The sequence below is a fragment of the Jeotgalibacillus sp. JSM ZJ347 genome (genome assembly GCF_044383825.1).
Classification (GTDB): domain Bacteria; phylum Bacillota; class Bacilli; order Bacillales; family Jeotgalibacillaceae; genus Jeotgalibacillus.
In genome coordinates this window covers 1-21,376 of the sequence record NZ_JBISEN010000007.1, presented here as the reverse complement: position 1 = coordinate 21,376, position 21,376 = coordinate 1, and the positions used below count along the sequence as shown (strand labels likewise).

At 45.1% G+C, this 21,376-nt stretch carries 24 protein-coding genes, 1 rRNA gene and 2 other annotated features; all 25 genes read right to left on the bottom strand.

Annotated elements, in window-relative coordinates; genetic code table 11:
• Positions 1–125 precede the first annotated feature (125 nt).
• Positions 126–728, bottom strand: a complete 603-nt coding sequence (locus ACH6CZ_RS14755) for a class I SAM-dependent methyltransferase (RefSeq protein WP_374098226.1) — start codon at positions 726–728, stop codon at positions 126–128.
• Positions 729–804: 76 nt separating this feature from the next.
• Positions 805–1,167 carry a 50S ribosomal protein L7/L12 gene (gene rplL, locus ACH6CZ_RS14750; RefSeq protein ID WP_374098225.1) on the bottom strand — a complete coding sequence of 121 codons (363 nt, stop codon included), beginning with the start codon at positions 1,165–1,167 and terminating at the stop codon, positions 805–807.
• 66 nt (positions 1,168–1,233) lie between these two features.
• Complete coding sequence (gene rplJ, locus ACH6CZ_RS14745; RefSeq protein WP_374098224.1) at positions 1,234–1,734, bottom strand: 50S ribosomal protein L10; 501 nt, start codon at positions 1,732–1,734, stop codon at positions 1,234–1,236.
• A gap of 46 nt (positions 1,735–1,780) precedes the next feature.
• Positions 1,781–1,927 (bottom strand) — a sequence feature (ribosomal protein L10 leader region).
• A 58-nt stretch (positions 1,928–1,985) separates the two neighbouring features.
• Positions 1,986–2,684 carry a 50S ribosomal protein L1 gene (gene rplA, locus ACH6CZ_RS14740; protein WP_374098223.1) on the bottom strand — a complete coding sequence of 233 codons (699 nt, stop codon included), beginning with the start codon at positions 2,682–2,684 and terminating at the stop codon, positions 1,986–1,988.
• 104 nt (positions 2,685–2,788) lie between these two features.
• Positions 2,789–3,214 carry a 50S ribosomal protein L11 gene (gene rplK, locus ACH6CZ_RS14735; RefSeq protein WP_039806251.1) on the bottom strand — a complete coding sequence of 142 codons (426 nt, stop codon included), beginning with the start codon at positions 3,212–3,214 and terminating at the stop codon, positions 2,789–2,791.
• 446 nt (positions 3,215–3,660) lie between these two features.
• Complete coding sequence (nusG, locus tag ACH6CZ_RS14730) at positions 3,661–4,197, bottom strand: transcription termination/antitermination protein NusG (RefSeq protein ID WP_374098222.1); 537 nt, start codon at positions 4,195–4,197, stop codon at positions 3,661–3,663.
• A 173-nt stretch (positions 4,198–4,370) separates the two neighbouring features.
• Complete coding sequence (gene secE, locus ACH6CZ_RS14725; protein WP_374098221.1) at positions 4,371–4,550, bottom strand: preprotein translocase subunit SecE; 180 nt, start codon at positions 4,548–4,550, stop codon at positions 4,371–4,373.
• A 55-nt stretch (positions 4,551–4,605) separates the two neighbouring features.
• On the bottom strand, positions 4,606–4,755 hold the full coding sequence (gene rpmG, locus ACH6CZ_RS14720; protein ID WP_374098220.1) for a 50S ribosomal protein L33: 150 nt from the start codon (positions 4,753–4,755) through the stop codon (positions 4,606–4,608).
• A 77-nt stretch (positions 4,756–4,832) separates the two neighbouring features.
• The gene (sigH, locus tag ACH6CZ_RS14715; RefSeq protein ID WP_374098219.1) at positions 4,833–5,549 is read right to left on the bottom strand and encodes an RNA polymerase sporulation sigma factor SigH; all 717 of its coding nucleotides are present in this window, start codon (positions 5,547–5,549) and stop codon (positions 4,833–4,835) included.
• 4 nt (positions 5,550–5,553) lie between these two features.
• Positions 5,554–6,066: an NYN domain-containing protein gene (locus ACH6CZ_RS14710; RefSeq protein ID WP_374098218.1), complete on the bottom strand. Its 513-nt coding sequence runs from the start codon at positions 6,064–6,066 to the stop codon at positions 5,554–5,556.
• Positions 6,067–6,072: 6 nt separating this feature from the next.
• A complete protein-coding gene (gene rlmB, locus ACH6CZ_RS14705) occupies positions 6,073–6,816 on the bottom strand; it encodes a 23S rRNA (guanosine(2251)-2'-O)-methyltransferase RlmB (protein WP_374098217.1) in 744 nt (247 codons plus the stop codon).
• Complete coding sequence (locus ACH6CZ_RS14700) at positions 6,813–7,238, bottom strand: Mini-ribonuclease 3 (RefSeq protein ID WP_374098216.1); 426 nt, start codon at positions 7,236–7,238, stop codon at positions 6,813–6,815. The genes rlmB and ACH6CZ_RS14700 overlap by 4 nt, the downstream gene beginning before the upstream one ends.
• Before the next feature lie 2 nt (positions 7,239–7,240).
• A complete protein-coding gene (cysS, locus tag ACH6CZ_RS14695) occupies positions 7,241–8,638 on the bottom strand; it encodes a cysteine--tRNA ligase (protein ID WP_374098215.1) in 1,398 nt (465 codons plus the stop codon).
• Positions 8,635–9,285, bottom strand: a complete 651-nt coding sequence (gene cysE / locus ACH6CZ_RS14690; RefSeq protein ID WP_374098214.1) for a serine O-acetyltransferase — start codon at positions 9,283–9,285, stop codon at positions 8,635–8,637. The genes cysS and cysE overlap by 4 nt, the downstream gene beginning before the upstream one ends.
• 97 nt (positions 9,286–9,382) lie before the next feature.
• Positions 9,383–9,598 (bottom strand) — a binding site (T-box leader).
• A gap of 69 nt (positions 9,599–9,667) precedes the next feature.
• Complete coding sequence (gene gltX / locus ACH6CZ_RS14685) at positions 9,668–11,125, bottom strand: glutamate--tRNA ligase (RefSeq protein WP_374098213.1); 1,458 nt, start codon at positions 11,123–11,125, stop codon at positions 9,668–9,670.
• A 240-nt stretch (positions 11,126–11,365) separates the two neighbouring features.
• A complete protein-coding gene (ispF, locus tag ACH6CZ_RS14680) occupies positions 11,366–11,842 on the bottom strand; it encodes a 2-C-methyl-D-erythritol 2,4-cyclodiphosphate synthase (RefSeq protein ID WP_374098212.1) in 477 nt (158 codons plus the stop codon).
• A gap of 15 nt (positions 11,843–11,857) precedes the next feature.
• Positions 11,858–12,538, bottom strand: coding sequence for a 2-C-methyl-D-erythritol 4-phosphate cytidylyltransferase (ispD, locus tag ACH6CZ_RS14675; protein WP_374098211.1), 681 nt, complete (start codon positions 12,536–12,538; stop codon positions 11,858–11,860).
• Positions 12,539–12,550: 12 nt separating this feature from the next.
• The gene (locus tag ACH6CZ_RS14670; protein WP_374098210.1) at positions 12,551–13,651 is read right to left on the bottom strand and encodes a PIN/TRAM domain-containing protein; all 1,101 of its coding nucleotides are present in this window, start codon (positions 13,649–13,651) and stop codon (positions 12,551–12,553) included.
• Between the two features lie 137 nt (positions 13,652–13,788).
• Positions 13,789–14,853 carry a DNA integrity scanning diadenylate cyclase DisA gene (gene disA, locus ACH6CZ_RS14665; protein WP_374098209.1) on the bottom strand — a complete coding sequence of 355 codons (1,065 nt, stop codon included), beginning with the start codon at positions 14,851–14,853 and terminating at the stop codon, positions 13,789–13,791.
• A gap of 3 nt (positions 14,854–14,856) precedes the next feature.
• On the bottom strand, positions 14,857–16,233 hold the full coding sequence (radA, locus tag ACH6CZ_RS14660) for a DNA repair protein RadA (protein WP_374098208.1): 1,377 nt from the start codon (positions 16,231–16,233) through the stop codon (positions 14,857–14,859).
• A 61-nt stretch (positions 16,234–16,294) separates the two neighbouring features.
• Positions 16,295–18,733, bottom strand: a complete 2,439-nt coding sequence (gene clpC, locus ACH6CZ_RS14655) for an ATP-dependent protease ATP-binding subunit ClpC (protein WP_374098207.1) — start codon at positions 18,731–18,733, stop codon at positions 16,295–16,297.
• Positions 18,730–19,809 (bottom strand): protein-arginine kinase McsB, encoded by a 1,080-nt coding sequence (gene mcsB / locus ACH6CZ_RS14650; RefSeq protein WP_374098206.1) that lies wholly within the window; start codon positions 19,807–19,809, stop codon positions 18,730–18,732. Before mcsB ends, clpC begins: the two co-directional genes overlap by 4 nt.
• Positions 19,799–20,347 (bottom strand): protein-arginine kinase activator protein McsA, encoded by a 549-nt coding sequence (gene mcsA, locus ACH6CZ_RS14645; RefSeq protein ID WP_374098205.1) that lies wholly within the window; start codon positions 20,345–20,347, stop codon positions 19,799–19,801. Before mcsA ends, mcsB begins: the two co-directional genes overlap by 11 nt.
• Positions 20,348–20,365: 18 nt before the next feature.
• Positions 20,366–20,827, bottom strand: coding sequence for a CtsR family transcriptional regulator (locus ACH6CZ_RS14640; protein WP_374098204.1), 462 nt, complete (start codon positions 20,825–20,827; stop codon positions 20,366–20,368).
• 473 nt (positions 20,828–21,300) lie between these two features.
• Positions 21,301–21,376: ribosomal RNA gene (gene rrf / locus ACH6CZ_RS16240) — 5S ribosomal RNA — on the bottom strand; the annotation flags it as partial.

The window sequence follows — 21,376 nt, the reverse complement described above, 5'->3', positions numbered from 1 at the left end:
TTCTATTCTTTAAAACTTTATTTAAACCATTTTACCCAAAAGACAGCCCATTTATACAAAATGGACATACTTACTGATATTAATATTTTTACATCTTATAATAGTAACACAACCACTATAGGCGGTCAATCTTTTTTTGCTTTGAAGATAAAGTAGCCTTTTTGCTTATCCGCAACTTCCACACTTGAAAATAGTGCTTCAAGCTTCGCTTTTGCAGATGGTGCTCCCTGCTTTTTCTGGATCACTACCCATAGCGTTCCGCCTGATACGATTTTTTCTGCACTCTGCTCGAAAATACGGTGCACGACTTGCTTCCCCGCACGTATCGGCGGGTTTGTCAGGATCGCTGCAAAAGACTGCTCTTCAACCTGATCAAGGCAGTCACTTTCATAAATTGAGATATTGCGAACCTGATTCTGCTCCGCATTTTCTTTTGCTAATTCAAGCGCCCGTTCATTGACATCCACCATATGAATCTTTCTTTCAGGCATCTCTTTCGCAAGCGTCAAACCAATCGGACCATAGCCGCAGCCCGCGTCAAGCACCGGACCGCCGACCCCAGGCTCTTCGAACGCTTCAATTAGCACTCTCGAACCGAAATCTACTTCATTTTTTGAGAATACACCCTGATCAGTTTTGAACTTTAACACGTGCCCGCGAAGCGTAAAATTCCACCAGCTTGGCTTACTTTTAACGCCAGGCTTTTTTGAGTAATAATGATCCGACATAGCGACCACTCCACCCTTCTTCTTTTCGATAAAAAAAGCCCGCTATATTTCAAGCGGACTTTCTCATAAGGCAAAATTACTTAACTTCTACGCCAGCGCCAACTTCTTCAAGTTTAGCTTTGATTTCTTCAGCTTCTTCTTTAGAAGCGCCTTCTTTAACAGCTTTAGGCGTGTTGTCTACCATTTCTTTAGCTTCTTTCAGGCCAAGACCAGTGATTTCACGAACCACTTTGATAACCTTGATCTTCTGAGAACCAGCTTCAGTAAGAACAACGTCGAATTCAGTTTGCTCAGCAGCAGCTTCTCCAGCTCCGCCACCAGCTACAGCTACAGGAGCAGCAGCAGATACGCCGAATTCTTCTTCGATTGCTTTTACTAGGTCGTTCAGTTCAAGAACTGTCATTTCTTTGATTGCTTCGATCATTTGTTCTTTAGTCATGATATAGTTCCTCCTCGTGGAATGTTTTTAGTTTGGTTTGGATATTGCTATCCGGCTAACAGGGAATTATGCGCCCTGTTCTTCTTTTTGATCTGCAACTGCTTGAGTCGCAACTGCGAATCCGCGCATTGGCGCAGTAAGAACGCTAAGAAGCATAGAAAGTAGGCCTTCGCGTGATGGAAGTTCTGCAAGAGCTTTCACTTGTTCAAGTGAAGCAACAGATCCTTCGATCACACCTGCTTTAAGTTCAAGTGCTTCATGGTCTTTCGCAAAGTTGTTAAGAATCTTCGCTGGTGCAACAACATCTTCAGCAGAAAATGCGATTGCATTAGGACCTGTAAGGCTTTCATCAAGACCTTCAAGACCAGCAGCTTCTGCAGCACGGCGAGTCATTGAGTTTTTGTATACCTTGAACTCAACGCCTGCTTCACGAAGCTGTTTACGAAGCTCAGTTACTTCTGCAACAGATAGTCCGCGGTAATCAACAATCACTGATGCTGCGCTTGATTGTAGCTTTTCCTGGATTTCTGTTACAAGCTGTTTCTTTTGCTCGATAATACTGCTCATCCTAACACCTCCTGTAATATTTGCTGTAGGCGTCACTTATACCGTTCCGATCATAAAAAAGCCTCTATGCCGGAAAGTAGACATAGAGGCGTATCATTTCAAATAAAAGAAAGTTCTTTTAATCGTCATGACCTCGGCAGGAAATTAAGTCACTCAGGACACCTGCTGTCTACGGTACAAATGAATATATAATTTCACAACAGAGAACATCATAGCAGATGTTCTCATGTTGTGTCAATAATCTTTGTTAATTATTTTACTGTTACAGAAGATGGGTCAACTTTGATTCCAGGGCCCATTGTAGATGTTACTGCTACTGACTTCATGTAAGTTCCCTTAGATGAAGCTGGCTTCGCCTTCTGGACAACATCAAAGATTGCGTTGAAGTTTTCAACAAGCTTTTCCTGATCAAATGAAACTTTACCGATTGGCACGTGGATGATACCAGACTTTTCAGCGCGGTATTCAACTTTACCAGCCTTGATTTCATTTACAGCTTTTTCAACATCAAATGTAACTGTACCTGTTTTAGGGTTTGGCATAAGGCCTTTTGGTCCAAGAACGCGTCCTAGTTTACCAACTTCACCCATCATGTCAGGTGTTGCAACGATTACGTCAAAATCAAACCAGCCACCTTGAATCTTTTGAACAAGTTCGCTGTCTCCAACGTAGTCTGCGCCAGCCGCTTCAGCTTCTTTTGCTTTTTCGCCTTTAGCGAAAACAAGAACGCTTTGCGTTTTACCAGTTCCGTTTGGAAGCACAACTGCCCCACGGATCTGCTGGTCGTTTTTACGAGTGTCGATACCAAGGCGGAATGCTGCTTCCACAGTTGCATCGAATTTTACAGTGCTTGTCTTTTGCGCAAGCTCGATTGCTTCAGTTACTGAGTAGTTTACTGAACGGTCAACAAGCTTTGCAGCTTCTTGATACTTTTTACCTTTTTTAGCCATTATAAGTTCCTCCTAATGTGGTTTTAGCGGAATAACCTCCCACGAATAAAGGTTGCGAGTGAATGATCTTCAGCTTCGCAACCCTGTCCAAGACAAAACATCAATTAGTCTTCAATCGTAATCCCCATGCTTCGAGCAGTACCTTCAACCATACGCATTGCTGCTTCAACATCAGCTGCGTTAAGGTCAGGCATTTTTGTTTCCGCGATTTCACGTACCTTGTCACGCTTGACAGCCGCTACTTTGTTGCGGTTTGGTTCACCAGAACCTGACTCGATTCCTGCTGCTTTCTTTAGAAGAACTGCAGCTGGCGGAGTTTTAGTAACGAATGTAAATGAACGGTCTTCAAAAACCGTGATTTCAACAGGGATGATAAGACCAGCCTGATCAGCTGTACGAGCATTAAACTCTTTACAGAATCCCATGATGTTCACACCAGCCTGACCCAATGCAGGACCTACCGGCGGAGCTGGATTAGCTTTCCCAGCAGGGATTTGAAGCTTTACCATTTTAATAACTTTTTTAGCCACGAGACACACCTCCTTAAGTCCGTGATGTGGTAATAGGGCTTTTGTTTTTGCCCTCCCACTCAAAACTGATTCTTTTATATAAAGAATATAAAATGTTAGTTCAGTCTCTCTATTGAGACATACTGACTTAAAAGATGTTACCATCTTTCAAATCATAATTCAAGCCGTTCTTTTTATATTTTAAGGAAATTGGTGAAATAAGCGGATTTTCTTTTGGTTGTACTTTGTTAAGGCTGGCTGATGAGCTACGCTTCAGGGGGGGCGCTTTCCGTGGCCGGGCGGTGAGCCAGCAGGCTTCGCCATTGCCTCACCTGTCCCTTCCTGCCACAGGAGTCGCCCCCTTCCGCTCCGCTCATCAGCTGTGCAAGTATAGAGATGGATTTTATCAAACCCTTTTAACAAAGTCTTTTTCCATCAACCAAAATCAAAACCGCTCCCAACACCTCTTAATCCAGCTTCGTAATTTGTGTGAATTCAAGTTCAACTGGTGTTTCGCGGCCGAACATGTTGACGAGTACTTTGACTTTCCCTTTGTCAGCGTCGATTTCTTCGATAACGCCTGCGAAGTTCGCGAATGGTCCTTCGTTGACTGTGACGTTTTCGCCAAGTTCAAAGTCTACGTCTACTGTGCGTTCCTGCATACCCATTTGCTTGAGCAGCTGTGTTACTTCTTCAGGAAGAAGTGGTGTCGGCTTTGCGCCACCGCCTGATGAGCCAACGAATCCTGTTACGCCAGGTGTGTTACGCACAACGTACCATGAATCATCGGTCATAACGATTTCTACAAGTACATAACCAGGGAACGTTTTACGTTTCACTGTTTTTGCTTTACCGTCTTTGATTTCAGTTTCTTCTTCTTCCGGTACGACAACGCGGAAGATTTTATCCTGCATCCCCATTGTCTCAACACGTTTTTCCAAGTTCATTTTCACTTTATTCTCGTAGCCGGAATATGTGTGAACCACATACCAATTCTTTTCCACGAATGGGTTCCTCCTTTATTAAGGCAGATGCCTTTTTTACACAACACTTATCTATCTGATCGTCATATTATCCAAAAAATCATTTTAAACAATGAAAAAACCCGTTAAACGGGCTTTGACATGTCTCCTGCTATTGTACACGAAATGCGCTTCAGGTGCGAAAAGAAAGCGGATTATAAAATCCAGTTAATGATCGCATCAATACCCATGTCGATCACGAAAAAGAATACTGCAACAAAGATCACTGTTGTTAAAACTGTAACCGTGTACTTTGTGAGTTCTTTACGCTTCGGCCAGCTGACCTTACGCATTTCGGAAGCAACGTTTCGAAAGAAGTTGCTGATTTTACTCATGATGACGTACCCTCCAACCAGTGTTATTTCAAACAGCCTGCCAGGGGGCAGGCCATCATACCGTCTGCTTATGGACAGTATGAGCATTACAGTAGCGACAAAATTTCTTCACTTCTAATCTATCGTTCTGCCTGTTTCCATTTGAAGGGATCGAATAGTTACGGGAACCGCATTCAGTACAGGCAAGGATTGTCTTTTTAGTCATAATGTTCATTCCTTTTCAGGATGTGCATCCTTTAAAAAATAACACTCTATGGAAGTCATGTCAATATAACATTCCTGTTAGAAAGTCAATTCCCGAGCCTCCAGATAGCGCTCTAATTTCCTTTTGACACGCTGGAGTGCATTATCAATTGATTTCACATGACGGTCCAGCTCCTCTGAAATCTCCTGATAGGACTGACCATCCAGATACAAAGCAAGCACCTGTCTTTCAAGGTCACTTAAAAGCTCAGCTACCTTACCTTCTATCTTGCTGAATTCCTCCCGGTGAATCATCAGGGCTTCAGGATCAGTCTGCTTTGCAGGTGAGATCACATCCATCAGCGTCCGGTCCGATTCTTCGTCGTAAATCGGTTTATCCAGAGATACATAGGAATTAAGCGGAATATGTTTTTGGCGGGTTGCTGTTTTAATCGCTGTAATGATCTGACGGGTAATACACAATTCAGCAAATGCTTTGAAGGATGTGAGCTTTTCGCCTTTATAATCGCGAATCGCTTTATAAAGCCCGATCATTCCTTCTTGTATAATATCCTCTTTGTCAGCGCCAATCAGAAAATAAGAGCGTGCTTTCACTCTGACAAAATGGCGATATTTATTGATCAGAAAATCAAGTGCATCACTATTTCCACTGTGAATCTGTTCGATAATTTTATCGTCTTCCATTCCACTGAATACGTTTCCTGCTGTCTGAGTTTGTGCGTTCAAATGGATCCCCCCGCCTCTGTGAAACAAATAGATAGAAATATTATACTTTACAGAATTTTTAAGCGTCAACCGCTCATTTGCCGCCGCGCCTCCATTTTTCGAATATTTCGGCGATTTCATTACTGATTGGAATCTTTGAAACAGGGCGTGCTGATTGGTTTTTTTCGATCTTTTTGGAAATTTTCTTTTCGATTTGATTTACTTCAATTAAAAGTTCGCGGGCAGACTTTCTGAGCGCTCCCTGACCAAAAATAGCCCACTGCTCAGTAAAGTCACTTGTTGCAACAATGACCTGCGTCTGAATATCATTCAGTTCAATTGCAAGCTTCTCAATCCGCTCATCAGCTGTTTCATTTTTCCGCGTGAAGATAATCTCCACGCGGTAATTGTACATTTTCTTAGACATGCCTTCGACAAACTGCGCGTCAAAGACAATAATCACGCGGTGGCCTGTATACCCCTGATATTCTGCCATCATCTCTATCAGCCTGTCCCGTGCAGAACCAAGGTCATGACTTTTTAATTCAGTCAGTTCAGGCCAGGCGCCTATTATGTTATAGCCATCGACGAGCAGTACATTTTTCATCCCGGATCATCCTTCCAGCGGATGACGGCGACGGTAAATTTCATACATTAAGATACTTGCAGCAACTGATGCATTCAGCGAAGTGACATGACCGCTCATTGGCAGGTGAATCAGGAAGTCACATTTATCACGCAGGATTCTGCTCATCCCTTTTCCTTCACTGCCAATAATGAGTCCAACCGGCATTGTTCCGTCAAAGCGGCGATAATCTTCACTGCCTTTTGTATCGGTTCCGGCAATCCAAAGGCCTTTATCCTTCAGTTCATCCAGCGTACGTGAAAGATTCGTCACACGCACAACCGGCACGTGTTCAATTGCGCCTGTAGACGCTTTTGCAACCGTGGCTGTCAGCCCGACTGCGCGGCGCTTTGGAATAATAATGCCGTGTACGCCAACTGCATCTGCTGTTCTCATAATTGAACCAAGGTTATGCGGGTCTTCAAGCTCGTCCAGAATCAGGATAAACGGATCTTCACCCTTTTTCTCAGCGAGCGCAAAAACATCATCCATTTCTGCGTATTCATATGCTGCAATGGACGCCACAACACCCTGATGCTGACCATCCATCAGCTGGTCAATCTTCTTTTTCGGTACAAACTGAACCAGTACATTCGCCTCTTTTGCGAGTTGAATGACCTGCTGCATCTGCCCTTTCTGTGAACCTTCGCCGATCCAGATTTTATTGATTTCTCTTCCGGCTCTCAGCGCTTCTAGCACCGGATTCTTCCCGCCAATAAACTCTTCACTCATCGCCCGGCTCCTTTCTGCTCATCTACAATCATGGAGATGGCTTTAACTATGATCTCTTCCATACGTTCTTTCCTGTCTGTTAAATATAAATAGCCAATTAAAGCTTCAAATGCTGTACTGTAGCGGTAGGTTGCCACATCTGTGTTTTTTGGTATACTGCCCGACTTTGCATTGCGTCCGCGGCGGATAATCGCCATTTCCTCTTCAGAAAACAGCTCCATGTCAAACATTTTGTGCAGCACCTGCGCCTGGGCTTTTGCTGAAACATAACGGATCGCTTCACGCTGAAGTGCGTTCGGTCGAATCGTCCCGATCAGGAGAAGGTGGTGTCTGACGAACTGTTCGTAGACGCCATCTCCCATATAAGCAAGTGCTAATGCATTCAGCTGTTTCGGATCTAGTGAAGAAGATGAGTAATCCATTGTTACCCTCTTCTCCAGCGAATACCCTGTTTTGTATCCTCTAAAATGATATTCATTTCTTTTAACTGGTCACGAATCGCATCCGCTGTTGCAAAATCGCGGTCTTTACGAGCCGCTTCACGCTTTCTGATTAATTCATCAATGTCCTCATCAAGCATTTCCTGATCCTTTAATTCAATACCAAGCACGCCTGTGAGCTCTTTTAACGTCTCTGTAAATGCATCAATGACCTCAACAGATGTATTCTTTTCTCTTAAGTAAAGGTTCGCTTCACTTGAAAGATCAAATAACACTGAAATGGCATTAGCTGTGTTAAAGTCGTCATCCATCTCTTTAATAAATGCGTCGTTCTTTGCCTCAGCTTTTTCGATCCATTCTGCATTATTGTCAGTTAAACCTGAGCTTGATTCTCTGCGGTGCTTCAGGTTTTCATACGCTGTACGGATTCTGTCGAGTCCCGCTCCAGCCGCTTCAAGCAGCTCACGGTTATAGTTAATCGGGTGACGGTAGTGAACCGACAGCATAAAGAATCTCAGTACCTGCGGATCTGCTTCTTTTAAAATGTCATGAACGAGTACAAAGTTGCCGAGTGACTTCGACATTTTTTCATTATCAATATTAATGTAACCATTATGCAGCCAGTAGTTCGCAAAAGGCTTGCCTGTTAATGCTTCTGACTGGGCAATCTCATTTTCATGGTGAGGGAAAGCAAGATCCTGACCGCCTGCGTGGATATCAATTGTATCTCCAAGATACTTTCTTGCCATCGCAGAGCACTCAATATGCCAGCCCGGACGCCCTTCACCCCACGGACTTTCCCAAGAGATCTCCCCTTCTTTCGCCGCTTTCCATAAAACGAAGTCCAGCTCATCTTCCTTACGTTCATCAGATTCGATTCTCGCGCCGATGCGCAGCTCATCAATTGACTGGTGTGACAGCTTACCGTAGCCATCGAACTTTCTTGTACGGTAGTAGACGTCTCCGCCTGACTCATAGGCAAAACCCTTTTCAATAAGCGACTCAATAAACTCAATGATCAGTTCAATGTTTTCAGTAACACGCGGATGAGCGGTGCCACGTGCGCACCCAAGTGCCCCGACATCCTCAAAGTAAGCATCAATGAAGCGCTCTGCAACTGCAGGAACCTCTTCACCCAGCTCATTTGCTGCGCGAATTAACTTGTCATCTACGTCTGTAAAGTTAGAAACGTAATTCACGTCATATCCTCTGTATTCCAAATGGCGTCTCACTGTATCGAATACGATTGGCGGACGGGCGTTACCGATATGAATATAGTTATAAACCGTCGGACCACATACATACATGGATACCTTTCCTTCTTCAAGCGGTTTAAACGGTTCTTTTTGTCTTGTTACTGTGTTATACATCTGAATGCTCATGGCTGTGAGCTCCTTTCACGTTCTTTCTTCAGCTGGTCTTTGACAAAAGCCAGTTCTGTTTCAAGTGTTCTGATCCGCTCCCAGATTGGATCCGGCATATCCTGATGATCCAGATCCCTGCGGACTTTTTTGCCGTCTCTGATGACGACCTTGCCGGGGATACCGACAACAGTCGAATTTGCAGGTACATCCTTTAATACGACAGAGCCTGCACCGACCTTTGAGTTTTCCCCTACAACAATTGATCCAAGCACTTTTGCACCTGTTGCAATCAGGACATTATCTTCAAGTGTCGGATGCCGCTTCCCTTTTTCTTTACCGGTTCCACCGAGTGTGACGCCCTGAAAAACCGTCACGTTATTCCCGATTTCGCACGTTTCCCCGATCACAACACCCATACCGTGATCAATGAAGAAGCGGCGGCCGATCTTAGCTGCAGGGTGAATTTCAATCCCTGTCAGCACTTTCGCCATTTGCGAAATTGCCCGGGCAATAAAAAACAATTTCCGCTTATAAAACCAGTGCGCAATCCGGTAGGCCCAGATCGCATGAAGCCCGGAATAAGTTAAGACGATTTCAAAAGCAGAGCGGGCTGCAGGGTCCTGGTCAAACACAGTATCTATATCCTCACGAATCCTTTTGAACACACCATTCACTCCTTTCATTTTATCCGAATTTCTTATAATTCCAACTAATACGATATGAATTAGTTGTTTTAAAATAGAAAAAGCGTCTCTGTCAAATGACAGAGACGCTTTTGCGCGGTTCCACTCTGTTTGAGGCAATCTGCCCCCAACTTAGTCAGGATAACGGCCTGAACCGCTGTTGCCTACATATACTTTCAGCAAAAGGCTCAAGGGTGCATTTCAGAAAACAGTCAGCCCAAACCGCTTTCAGCCTTTGGCGGTTCTCTCTTTTTGAGCTTTTATTTTTCTTACTTCTCCCTCTCAAAGCTTTTATATATCAAACGATGGATGAGCTGTTTTAAAGTTTTCTATAGACATACTATATACTATTCTTTTCAAAATGTTAATCAGTCAGCTTACTCAAACGTGCAAGTACTTTTTCTTTACCCAACACTTCAATTGCGCTTGGAAGGTCCGGTCCATGCGTCTGGCCAGTTGTTGCGACACGAATTGGCATAAATAATTTTTTACCTTTATGACCTGTTTCTTTCTGTACTGCTTTAATCGCTTTTTTAATTTCCGCTGCTTCAAAGTTTTCAAGTGCTTCAAGCTGACGGCTCAGCTCTGCCATAACTTCAGGTACCTGTTCTTCAGCAAGCACGGCACTCGCTTCCTCGTCATACGCAATTTCATCTTTGAAGAACAGTTCAGACAGTGCCACAATCTCAGCACCATAGCTCATCTGCTCCTGATAAAGTCCGACAAGCTTGCGCACCCACTCATCCTGCTCAGGTGTACGGTCTTTCGGGATCTTACCTGCTTCTTCTAGGTGAGGTGTTGACAGTGCTACTACTTCGTCCAGGTCAAGATTCTTCATATACTGATTGTTCATCCACTCAAGCTTTTTCGTGTCGAATACTGCCGGTGACTTCGACAGGCGGTCAGCATCAAAGCGCTCGATCAGTTCTTCTTTAGAGAATAGCTCATCTTCCCCTTTTGGAGACCAGCCAAGCAGTGCAATAAAGTTAAATAACGCATCCGGCTGATAGCCAAGATCCTTATACTGCTCAATGAACTGAATGATTGCGCCATCACGTTTACTCAGCTTTTTACGGTCTTCATTGACAATCAGTGTTGTGTGACCAAACTTCGGAATGTCCCAGCCAAACGCTTCATAAATCATCAGCTGCTTCGGTGTATTTGAAATGTGGTCATCTCCACGCAATACGTGAGAGATCTTCATGTAGTGATCATCGACAGCTACTGCGAAGTTATACGTTGGAATTCCATCTTTTTTCACAATAACAAAGTCGCCGATGCCGTCACTTTCAAATGATACATCATCTTTTACGATATCATTGAACGTATATGTCTTGTTCTGTGGTACAGCAAAACGGATGCTTGGCTTACGTCCTTCTGCTTCGAGTGCAGTGCGCTCATCATCTGTCAGGTTGCGGCACTTTCCGCTGTAACGCGGCATTTCACTGCGTGCAATCTGTCCTTCGCGCTCTGCTTCAAGCTCTTCTTCTGTGCAATAACACTTATAAGCAAGTCCTCGCTCAAGCAGGTCATCATAATGCTTCTTATAAAGGTCATTACGCTCTGACTGGCGGTATGGACCGTAGTCGCCCCCTACATCAATGCTTTCATCCCAGTCAATACCGAGCCACTTCAGGTACTCCAGCTGAGACTCTTCTCCGCCTTCGATGTTACGTTTTGTATCTGTGTCTTCTACACGGATGATGAATGTGCCATTATGGCTTCTTGCGAATAGGTAGTTGAATAGTGCTGCTCTTGCATTCCCGATATGCAGGTGTCCTGTCGGGCTTGGTGCGTAACGTACGCGAATGTCTGTAGACATAGAAAATCCTCCTAAAATGATTGCTTAATATATTGGCGTTAGATCTCCGTTTCAGGCGGACGCTTTCCATGGCCGGGCGGTGAGTCAGCAGGCTGCGCCATTGCCTCACCGGTCCCTTCCTGCCACAGGAGTCGCCACCTTCTACTGCGATCACTGCTGTGCATGTACAAAGTGTATGCTTTTTAAAGTCGTGTTTCATACCATTTTCGTGCGCATAACGACTTTAGCAAGTTCTACTGATCAGGTCTTCTGTAAAAGGATAACCGCTTGTGCTGCGATGCCTTCTTCACGGCCTTCGAAGCCGAGCTTTTCGGTTGTGGTTGCTTTTACGTTGACCTGCGTCTCTGATGCTTCAAGCAGTTCTGCAATGACTGTGCGCATGCCCCCGATATGAGGCGCCATTTTCGGCTTTTGCGCGATAATGGTACAGTCAATGTTCCCCAGGCGATAGCCGTGTTCTCTGACGATGCCCCAGACGTGCTGAAGTAGTTTTTTCGAGTCGGCACCTTTAAATTCCGGATCTGTATCCGGGAAGTGTCGTCCGATATCCCCTTCACCGATTGCACCAAGTGCTGCATCTGCGACAACGTGAAGCAGTACATCTGCATCTGAATGTCCGAGCAGTCCTTTTTCATAAGGAATGGTGACTCCGCCGATAATCAGCGGGCGGTTCTCTGCAAGCTGATGGACATCATAGCCCTGTCCAATTCGAAACATGGCAGTTTCCCCTCTCTATTGATCGCTTTTGGCTAAAATGGCTTCAGCAAAAACGAGATCTTCTTTTGTGGTCAGCTTTATATTATCATAATCTGATTCAATGACCGCTACTTTTCCACCGGTTTTTTCGACTAATGAAGCTTCATCAGTCCCAAGGTAGCCGGTGCGCACTGCTTCTTTGTGGGCTTTCATCAGGAGATCAAGCTGAAAAGCCTGCGGGGTCTGTACCGACCACAGGCTTGACCGCTCTACTGTTTCTGTTACTAACCCATTTTGTACTTTTTTAATGGTGTCTTTTACAGGGACTGCTGCGATCGCACCACCTTCAGCTTCAGCTGCTTCAGCCAGCTGATGAATCACTGAACGCTTGATAAATGGCCGTGCCCCATCATGGACCATCACGATCTCCGCAGCGGATACTTTTAACCCCTCATATACGCTATGCTGACGCTCTTCCCCGCCTGGCACCATCTGCGTGACTTTCGTCAGGCTGTGCTGTTTGATTAGCTGTTCGAGCGTCTCTCTGTCATCCGGATGAATTACAAGAATAGCGCCGCTGCATGATGGGTCCTGTTCAAAGACACGCAGCGTATGAATAATGATGGGAACCCCACTCAGTTCAAGCAGGAGCTTGTTGCGGTCCGCTCCCATTCGTTTCCCCCGGCCCGCTGCCGGAATGACAACTTCATAATTCATAAATGACTCCTTTTACAGTGCTTTCTCATAAGACTTTGGCTTTGCGAAAATCATTCGGCCTGCAGACGTCTGAAGTACGCTTGTGACGATTACATCGATATGTTTGCCGATAAAGTTCTTGCCATCTTCCACAACAATCATCGTGCCGTCATCAAGATAGGCGATACCCTGATTCTGCTCTTTCCCGTCTTTGATCATCTGAACATGCAATTCTTCACCCGGTAATACCACCGGCTTCACTGCATTCGCCAGATCATTAATATTTAATACCTGCACATCCTGCAGGTCACACACTTTATTCAAGTTAAAATCGTTCGTTACAACAATCCCGTTCAGTACTTTCGCAAGCTTCACAAGCTTACTGTCCACTTCCTGAATATCTTCAAAGTCACCTTCATAGATCGTGACCTGAATCGGGATATCACGCTGGATCCTTTTTAAAATATCAAGCCCTCTGCGACCTCTGTTTCGCTTCAGTGCATCTGATGAATCTGCGATATGCTGAAGCTCACCAAGCACAAACTGAGGAATGACAATTTCCCCATCTAAAAAGCCTGTCTGACAGATATCTGCAATCCGGCCATCAATAATGACGCTTGTATCAAGAATCTTATGACGCTTTGAAGCCGGTACATCACTGACTTCCTTAGCAGCTGATTCCTCCAGCTTTTTAGAAGAGTTACTTCTTGAAAACAATTGGATCAGTTCATCTCTTTTCGTAAAACCAACCTGAAAGCCAAGATAACCGAGAATTAACGTCAGGAGAATCGGTACGACTGTATTCACAATCTGGATTTCAATGTCATTGACTGCCACCCCCAGAAGGAAAGCGGTGATCAGACCGATAATCAAACCGAGTGTCCCGAATAAAATATCAGTGACCGGCGCTTTGACCAATGAATCTTCCGCCCATTTAATATAGTTGACAACATATTTAATGGCCCAGAACGTTGCTGCATAAAAAATGATTGCTCCTAAAATCGCGGTTACATAAGGGTTGTTTAAAATGGCATAATCAAGATTAAAAGGAATAAGGACTAATTCAGGTAATAAAAATACCCCCAATGTTCCACCGACGATCAGAAAACAGATTTGAATAATTCTTTTTAGCATCCCTTCACCTCCTCAGATGAAATTTTTTCTATTAGATAAGCTTGTGAAAAGAGTAGCATGAGTGTAATAAGCAAGTCAATTTAAACAAAAACGAAATATCATATCATACAACAGAAATGCTTACAAACCATTTTTTGTTAGTGATCTGCTAGAGATTGTTCCCTGACGGATTTGAGTCCCTGCTTTATTTTTCTCGCACGGATCCCTCCGACCCCGTCCACTTCATCAAGTTCTTCCACTGTCGCCTGCTTTAATTGATCAAGCGTGCCAAAATCTCCGATAATATTTTCAATAATTGTAAGCGGCAGACGAGGAATTTTATTCAGCACACGGTACCCTCTTGGCTCTGCCTGACTCTCAAACTCTGTAGAAGATGGGTGTCCGAGCAATTTCATAATGGTCTCATCATCCATCACCTCAGATGATACATCTTCAGCAAATACTTCATACATATCCTGCGCCGCTGCATGATTATTACAGGCATAATCACGGATCACCATCACTGCTTCTTTCTCAAGGTCTGCAAGCAGCTCATTCAGCTGGAGGCGGACCAGCCTGCCCTCAGATCCAAGCTCACTCAAATAAAGCAGCAGCTCATTTTTGATCCGGATCACCATTTCAAAACGGTGAAGTACCTGAAGAACGTCGTTATATGTGACAGCTTCCTCATATTCAAGCAGCGTTAAATGAGACAGACTCTGATCGAGCACCGTACGATATTTTTCGAGCGTCTGCAGCGCCTGATTTGCTTTTGCAAGAATCACTGCAATTTCTTTTAACGCATAGCGGTACGTGCCTTTATAAAGTGTGATGACATTCCGCCTCTGTGAAATGGCAATGACCAGAGAATCTGTCTCTCTTGCGACCCGCTCCGCAGTCCGGTGCCGCATCCCGGTTTCTGATGAAGGAATCATCGGGCTCGGGTTCAGCTGCGCATTGGCAATCAGAATTTTACTGCCTGACTCATTCAGAATAATCGCCCCGTCCATCTTTGCAAGCTCATATAGATAAGTTGGGGAGAATGGACAATGGATCTGAAAACCCCCGTCTACAAGCGGCTTCATCTTATCGTTACAGCCAACAACAATCAGGCCACCTGTCCCGGCACGCAGGACATTATCAATCCCTTCTCTAAAAGGTGTTCCCGGTGCCACGAGCTGAATAATGTCAGCTGACGGACGCTTTCTTCTCCGATTATCCATTTTTTATCCCTCCAGTGTTTTCTTTAAGGCTTCTGCTACATTTGATACCCCGATGACTTCAATACCTTCAGGGAATGTCCAGCCACCGATATTATTTTCAGGAATAATGACACGCTTAAATCCGAGCTTTGCTGCTTCCTGCACGCGCTGTTCAATCCTTGAGACGCGGCGCACCTCACCTGTCAGACCAACCTCACCAATCATACAGTCAAACGGTTTTGGCGGCTCATCACGGTAGCTTGAGGCGATACTGACGAGTACAGCCAGGTCGACTGCCGGCTCATCCAGCTTTACACCGCCTGCTACTTTTAAGTAGGCATCCTGCGTCTGCAGCATCAGCCCGACACGCTTTTCAAGTACAGCCATTAATAATGACACGCGGTTCTGATCTATTCCGGTTGCCATCCTTCTCGGATTATTAAAGCTTGTCGGTGTGACAAGTGCCTGAATTTCAACAAGTATCGGCCTTGTTCCTTCCATTGAAGCAACAACAGTAGAACCAGCCGCTCCCTGTGAACGTTCTTCAAGAAAAATCTCAGACGGGTTCCCAACTTCACGCAAACCTTCTTCACGCATTTCAAAAATACCCATTTCATTTGTCGAACCAAATCGGTTTTTCACAGCGCGCAGAATTCTGTAAGTATGATGACGCTCCCCTTCAAAATAGAGAACGGTATCCACCATATGCTCCAGAATTCTTGGTCCTGCAATTGATCCTTCTTTTGTGACGTGACCAACGAGGAAAATCGCAATGTTTTTCGTTTTGGCAATCCGCATCAGCTCAGCTGTACATTCACGTACCTGCGTAACGCTTCCCGGTGCTGATGTGACTTCAGGGTGATAGACGGTCTGAATTGAATCGACGATGACAATATCAGGGGACACCTGTTCTATGGAGTGGTGAATCGATTCGAGATTTGTTTCCGCATAAATCATTAATTCTTCAGCTGTCACACTCAGCCGATCAGCGCGAAGCTTCGTCTGTTTAATTGACTCCTCACCTGAGATATACAGCACTTTATTTTTCGTCTCAGCAAGCTGTGATGACACCTGAAGTAAGAGCGTAGACTTACCGATTCCGGGATCTCCCCCGATCAGTACCATTGAACCTGGAACCACACCGCCGCCAAGCACGCGGTTTAACTCCTGCATCTTGGTCGTCACGCGCGTTTCTTCACGTGTCTCTACTTTAATGAGTGGCGTTGCCTTAGACTGGCTTCCCTCCGGTGTATGGGTGAACGATTTTCTCGGTTGTTTACCGGTTATCGTCACATCCTCCACCATTGTGTTCCACTCACCGCAGCCAGGGCATTTTCCCATCCACTTAGCAGATTCATACCCGCATGAATTACACATAAACTTGGATTTCTTTTTTGCCAAACCTGTTCCCTCCGTTAAAAAAGGTGCACGTGACAGCCTTTCACACGTGCACCTTCTGACATTATTTCGTTACATCTGCTTCTTCTTTGCGGGATACGGTAAATTCTCCGTCTCTATAATCGATTTCCACCTTATAGCCTTCAAGCACATTACCTTTTAACAGTTCTTCAGACAGGCGGTCCTCGATATGCTTCTGGATTGCACGACGCAGTGGACGTGCACCGTATTCCGGATCGAACCCTTCATCTGCAATTTTTTCTTTTGCAGCTTCTGTGATCTCAAGCTCGATGTCTTTTTCTTTCAGACGCTTCACAAGCTCGCCGGCCATCAGTGAAACAATCTGCTTCAGATGGTTCTTCTCAAGCGAGTGGAAGACGATTGTTTCGTCAATTCTGTTCAGGAATTCAGGACGGAACGCACGCTTTAATTCTTCAAGCACTTTGCCTTTCATATCCTTATAATCCTGACTGGAATCCTGTACGGCAAACCCGACATGACGGTTTTGTTTCAGCGCGCTCGCACCAACGTTAGACGTCATTATCAGCACAACGTTACGGAAGTCAACTGTACGACCCTTAGAGTCTGTCAGGCGTCCATCTTCAAGTACCTGCAGAAGGATATTGAATACATCAGGGTGTGCCTTTTCGATTTCATCAAGCAGCACGACTGAGTATGGCTTACGGCGGACTTTCTCAGTCAGCTGACCGCCTTCTTCATATCCCACGTAGCCTGGAGGTGAACCGACAAGACGTGACGTCGAGTGCTTTTCCATATACTCTGACATATCAATCCGGATCATTGCATCCTCTTCACCGAACATTGATTCAGCAAGTGCGCGGGCAAGCTCTGTCTTACCGACACCAGTTGGTCCCAGGAAGATAAATGAACCAATCGGACGCTTCGGATCCTTCAGTCCTGCGCGTGCACGGCGAACTGCTTTTGCAATAGCCGTTACCGCATCTTCCTGACCAATGACGCGCCCATGAAGTGAATCTTCAAGGTGCAGAAGCTTCTGTGTTTCTGTTTCAGCAAGACGTGATACCGGTACACCCGTCCATGTAGATACAACGTGTGCGATATCCTCTACTGTCACTTCAGTATTCTCCTGACCCTGCTTTTCTTTCCATTCTTTCTTTGTTTCTTCAAGCTTTTCTTTCGTTTTCTGCTCTGAATCACGAAGAGAAGCCGCTTTTTCAAATTCCTGACTCTGAACCGCAGCATCCTTTTCGTTGCGGATTCCTTCAAGCTTAGCTTCAAGTTCTTTCAGGTTTGGTGGTGTTGTATATGAACGCAGGCGCACTTTCGACCCTGCCTCATCAATTAAATCAATTGCTTTATCCGGAAGGAAGCGGTCAGAAATATAGCGGTCTGACATTTTCACTGCTGCTTCAATGGCTGCATCTGTAATCGATACACGGTGGTGCGCTTCATAACGGTCACGCAGACCTTTTAGAATCAGTACAGACTCTTCAGCTGTCGGCTCATCCACCTGAATCGGCTGGAAACGACGCTCAAGCGCTGCATCCTTTTCAATATACTTACGGTACTCATCAAGTGTTGTTGCACCGATACACTGCAGTTCACCACGTGCAAGAGACGGTTTCAGAATGTTTGATGCGTCAATCGCACCTTCTGCGCCACCTGCACCGATCAGCGTGTGCAGCTCATCGATAAACAGAATCACGTTTCCTGCCTGACGAATTTCATCCATCACTTTCTTCAGACGGTCTTCAAACTCTCCACGGTATTTCGTACCTGCAACAACTGTACCCATATCAAGTGTCATCACGCGCTTATCGCGAAGAATTTCAGGCACTTCATTTTGTACGATCTGTTGTGCAAGCCCTTCTGCGATCGCTGTTTTACCAACACCAGGCTCCCCGATTAATACCGGGTTGTTTTTTGTACGGCGGCTTAATACTTCAATTACACGCTGGATTTCCTTGCTTCGGCCGATCACCGGGTCAAGGCTTCCTTCCCGGGCAATCACTGTCAGGTCACGTGCCAGCCCATCAAGTGTTGGTGTATTCGCACTTGCATTTGAAGCCTGCTGTCCGCCTGCTTCATTACTGCCAAGAAGCTGCAGTACCTGCTGGCGTGCCTTATTCAGGCTCACACCTAAGTTGTTCAGTACGCGTGCTGCCACGCCTTCACCTTCACGGATCAAGCCAAGCAGAATATGTTCAGTGCCTACATATGAGTGACCTAGCTTACGTGCTTCATCCATTGAAAGCTCAATGACTTTCTTTGCTCTCGGTGTATAGTGAACGCTAGGTGACTGTTCTGTCCCTTTACCGATTAACTCTTCTACTTCTTCCTGAATTTTCGTTGTGCTCAAATTAAGCGTCTGCAGTGCTTTCGCTGCGATGCCCTCTCCTTCACGAACGAGACCAAGAAGGATATGCTCAGTACCGATATTTGAATGGGAAAGGCGGATCGCCTCTTCCTGTGCCAATGCTAATACTTTTTGTGCTCTCTCTGTAAATCGTCCAAACATCATATGTCTGATCCTCCTTTATCTTTACTTACATCCATCTCCAGACGCTCGCGAATCAGCGAAGCCCGCCTGATGTCTCTTTCCACAGGACGCAGGAAACCTCCTGCATACTGCTGTAAAAATCCTGGCTGTGTTAAAATCATCAGCTCATTTAAGATGCTCCTTGACACATTTTCAATAAAGCCGAGATCAATGCCGAGACGCACATCCGACAGGCACTTTGCCGCTTCTTTTGACTCAATCACGCGGCTGTAACGAAGTGTACCATAAGACCGGAATACCCTGTCTTCGAGCTGGATCCCTGATGATTTAACCAGTGCCTCCCTGGCTGACTTCTCCTGGGCAATAATCTGATCCACCACGTGCAGAAGGTCCTCAGTAATGTCTTCTTCCGACTTTCCGAGTGTCGTCTGGTTGGAGATCTGAAAGATGTTACCTAAAGCTTCGCTACCCTCACCGTAAATTCCTCTAGCCACCAGACCAAATTGTCCAATTGCAGGAATAATCCGGTTCATCTGGTGCGTCATCATTAACCCTGGTAAATGCATCATAACAGATGCACGTAATCCCGTCCCAACATTTGTCGGGCAGGTAGTTAAATAACCGAAATGCTCATCGAACGCATAATCAAAATGCTTTTCAATCGCATCATCTATCTCAAGCGCTTTTCGCAGTGCTTCCTTCAATTGAAGCCCTGGAAACAGACACTGAATCCGCAAATGATCTTCTTCATTCACCATAAGGCTGACATCTTCATCATTTGACAGCCAGACAGAAGATGAACCTGAATCCTCAGCAAGGTTCGGGCTGATCAGATGCTTCTCAACCAGCACCCTTTTCTCAAGCCCCTGCAAATCCTCCATCTTTAACTCCTCGAGCGGATACCCTGTCTGCTGAACTGCCGCACCTACTGCCTCTGCAGTCTGCTCCGCCTCTTCCTTCGTAAATACAGTCGGAAACGCATGCTGATGATGATTTCTCGCCAGACGGATCCTCGTAGACAGGACAATCTCAGACGAAGGACCATCCTCATTCATCCACGAACTGACTGCCTGACTTAAAAACTTCTTAAGACTCATCAGCACCGCCCCCTTCGTCACGAATCTCCGCTTCCAGTGAACGGATCTGATCACGGATCTCAGCCGCCTGCTCGAATTCTTCCTGTTCAATTAAAGTTTTCAGGTCAGAACGTAGCTCCGTTACCTTCCGCTTCATATGAATCGTTCCACCCTGTCGCTCAGGAAGCTTCCCCTGATGCACAGTATTGCCGCTGTGCAGCCTTTTTAAAATGGGCGGCAGCTGATCCCTGAAAGATTCATAACATTTCGGACAGCCAAACTTTCCGATTTTTAAAAACTGATCAAACGTCATCTGACAGCCACTGCATTCAACTGTCTGGCGTTTATTCTGCTGGGGCTGACTCTGCTTCATCACAGGCGAAACATTCAACAGTCCAGCAAGCAGATGATTAAATGAAAAAGCACCATCATCATTCATAAATGCTTCACCCTTATCCTGGGCACATACCTCGCATAAATGAATTTCTGTCTTTTTGCCATTAACAACATTCTTTAAATGAACAGCTGCAGGCCGCTCCTGGCATTGCTCACACATCATCTCGTTCACCCCGCGACCTTATTGATATTTTAAAACCGTCAGCATGGCAGTCAGGATTCGCCCCCTGATCTCATCCCTCACAGGAAGAGGAACGTTTAAAGTGGAACGATCTATCGCACTCAGCATCAGCTTCGCTTCTCTTTTCGAAATCACTTCTTCATCAATTAAACGGAAGACCACACTCTCAGCAGCAGCCTGTGAAACCACCGGCTGTAAAATCTCTAAAATCTGATCTATCAGGTGAGCATGATCATCACTTCTTACTTTTATAATACGTATATACCCTCCGCCGCCACGCTTACTCTCCACAACATAGCCACTTTCAATCGTAAAGCGGGTTTTCATCACATAATTAATCTGAGAAGGCACACACTGGAAACGCTCAGCAATCTCACTGCGCTTTATTTCCACTATTTCACTCCCGCTCTTTTCTAAAACCTCTTTTAAATAGTTTTCAATGACATCAGAAATATTTTTCACGTTGCCACCTCCTCTATCTTGACTTTGACTATCTTTGACTAAGATTATACAACATAGTTCAGTGTATGTGCAATTGAGGGGATGGATACTGGTAATTGGAGGGGAGATTGGTGTGGAGCGTACTGGTGGAGGGGAAATAAGGGATATGTGACTTTTCTTGATGAGATTAATGAAGTTTACGAGGAAAATACTCCATAAAATGAAGGATTTCCAGATGTATTTCAGGTTGCTGAAGCAATTATAATTAGGATTGAGGGAATCAAATCATATATTGAAATGATTGATCCAGGATTGAGGCAATAACTTTCGAGTTAAAGGAATTCCATTGTCCATACCTGTACTTAGAGTTTCGTCTTTTTGCTTTTCATGCCTTTAGGATTCTGGACTTTTGACTTCAATGCTCTTGGGATCTCTCCTCTTCAAATGCTTTTTTAAACACAAAAAAAGCCTCCCCCTCAGGAAAGACTCAGTGTGCCTAGCGACGTCCTACTCTCACAGGGGGAAACCCCCAACTACCATCGGCGCTGAAGAGCTTAACTTCCGTGTTCG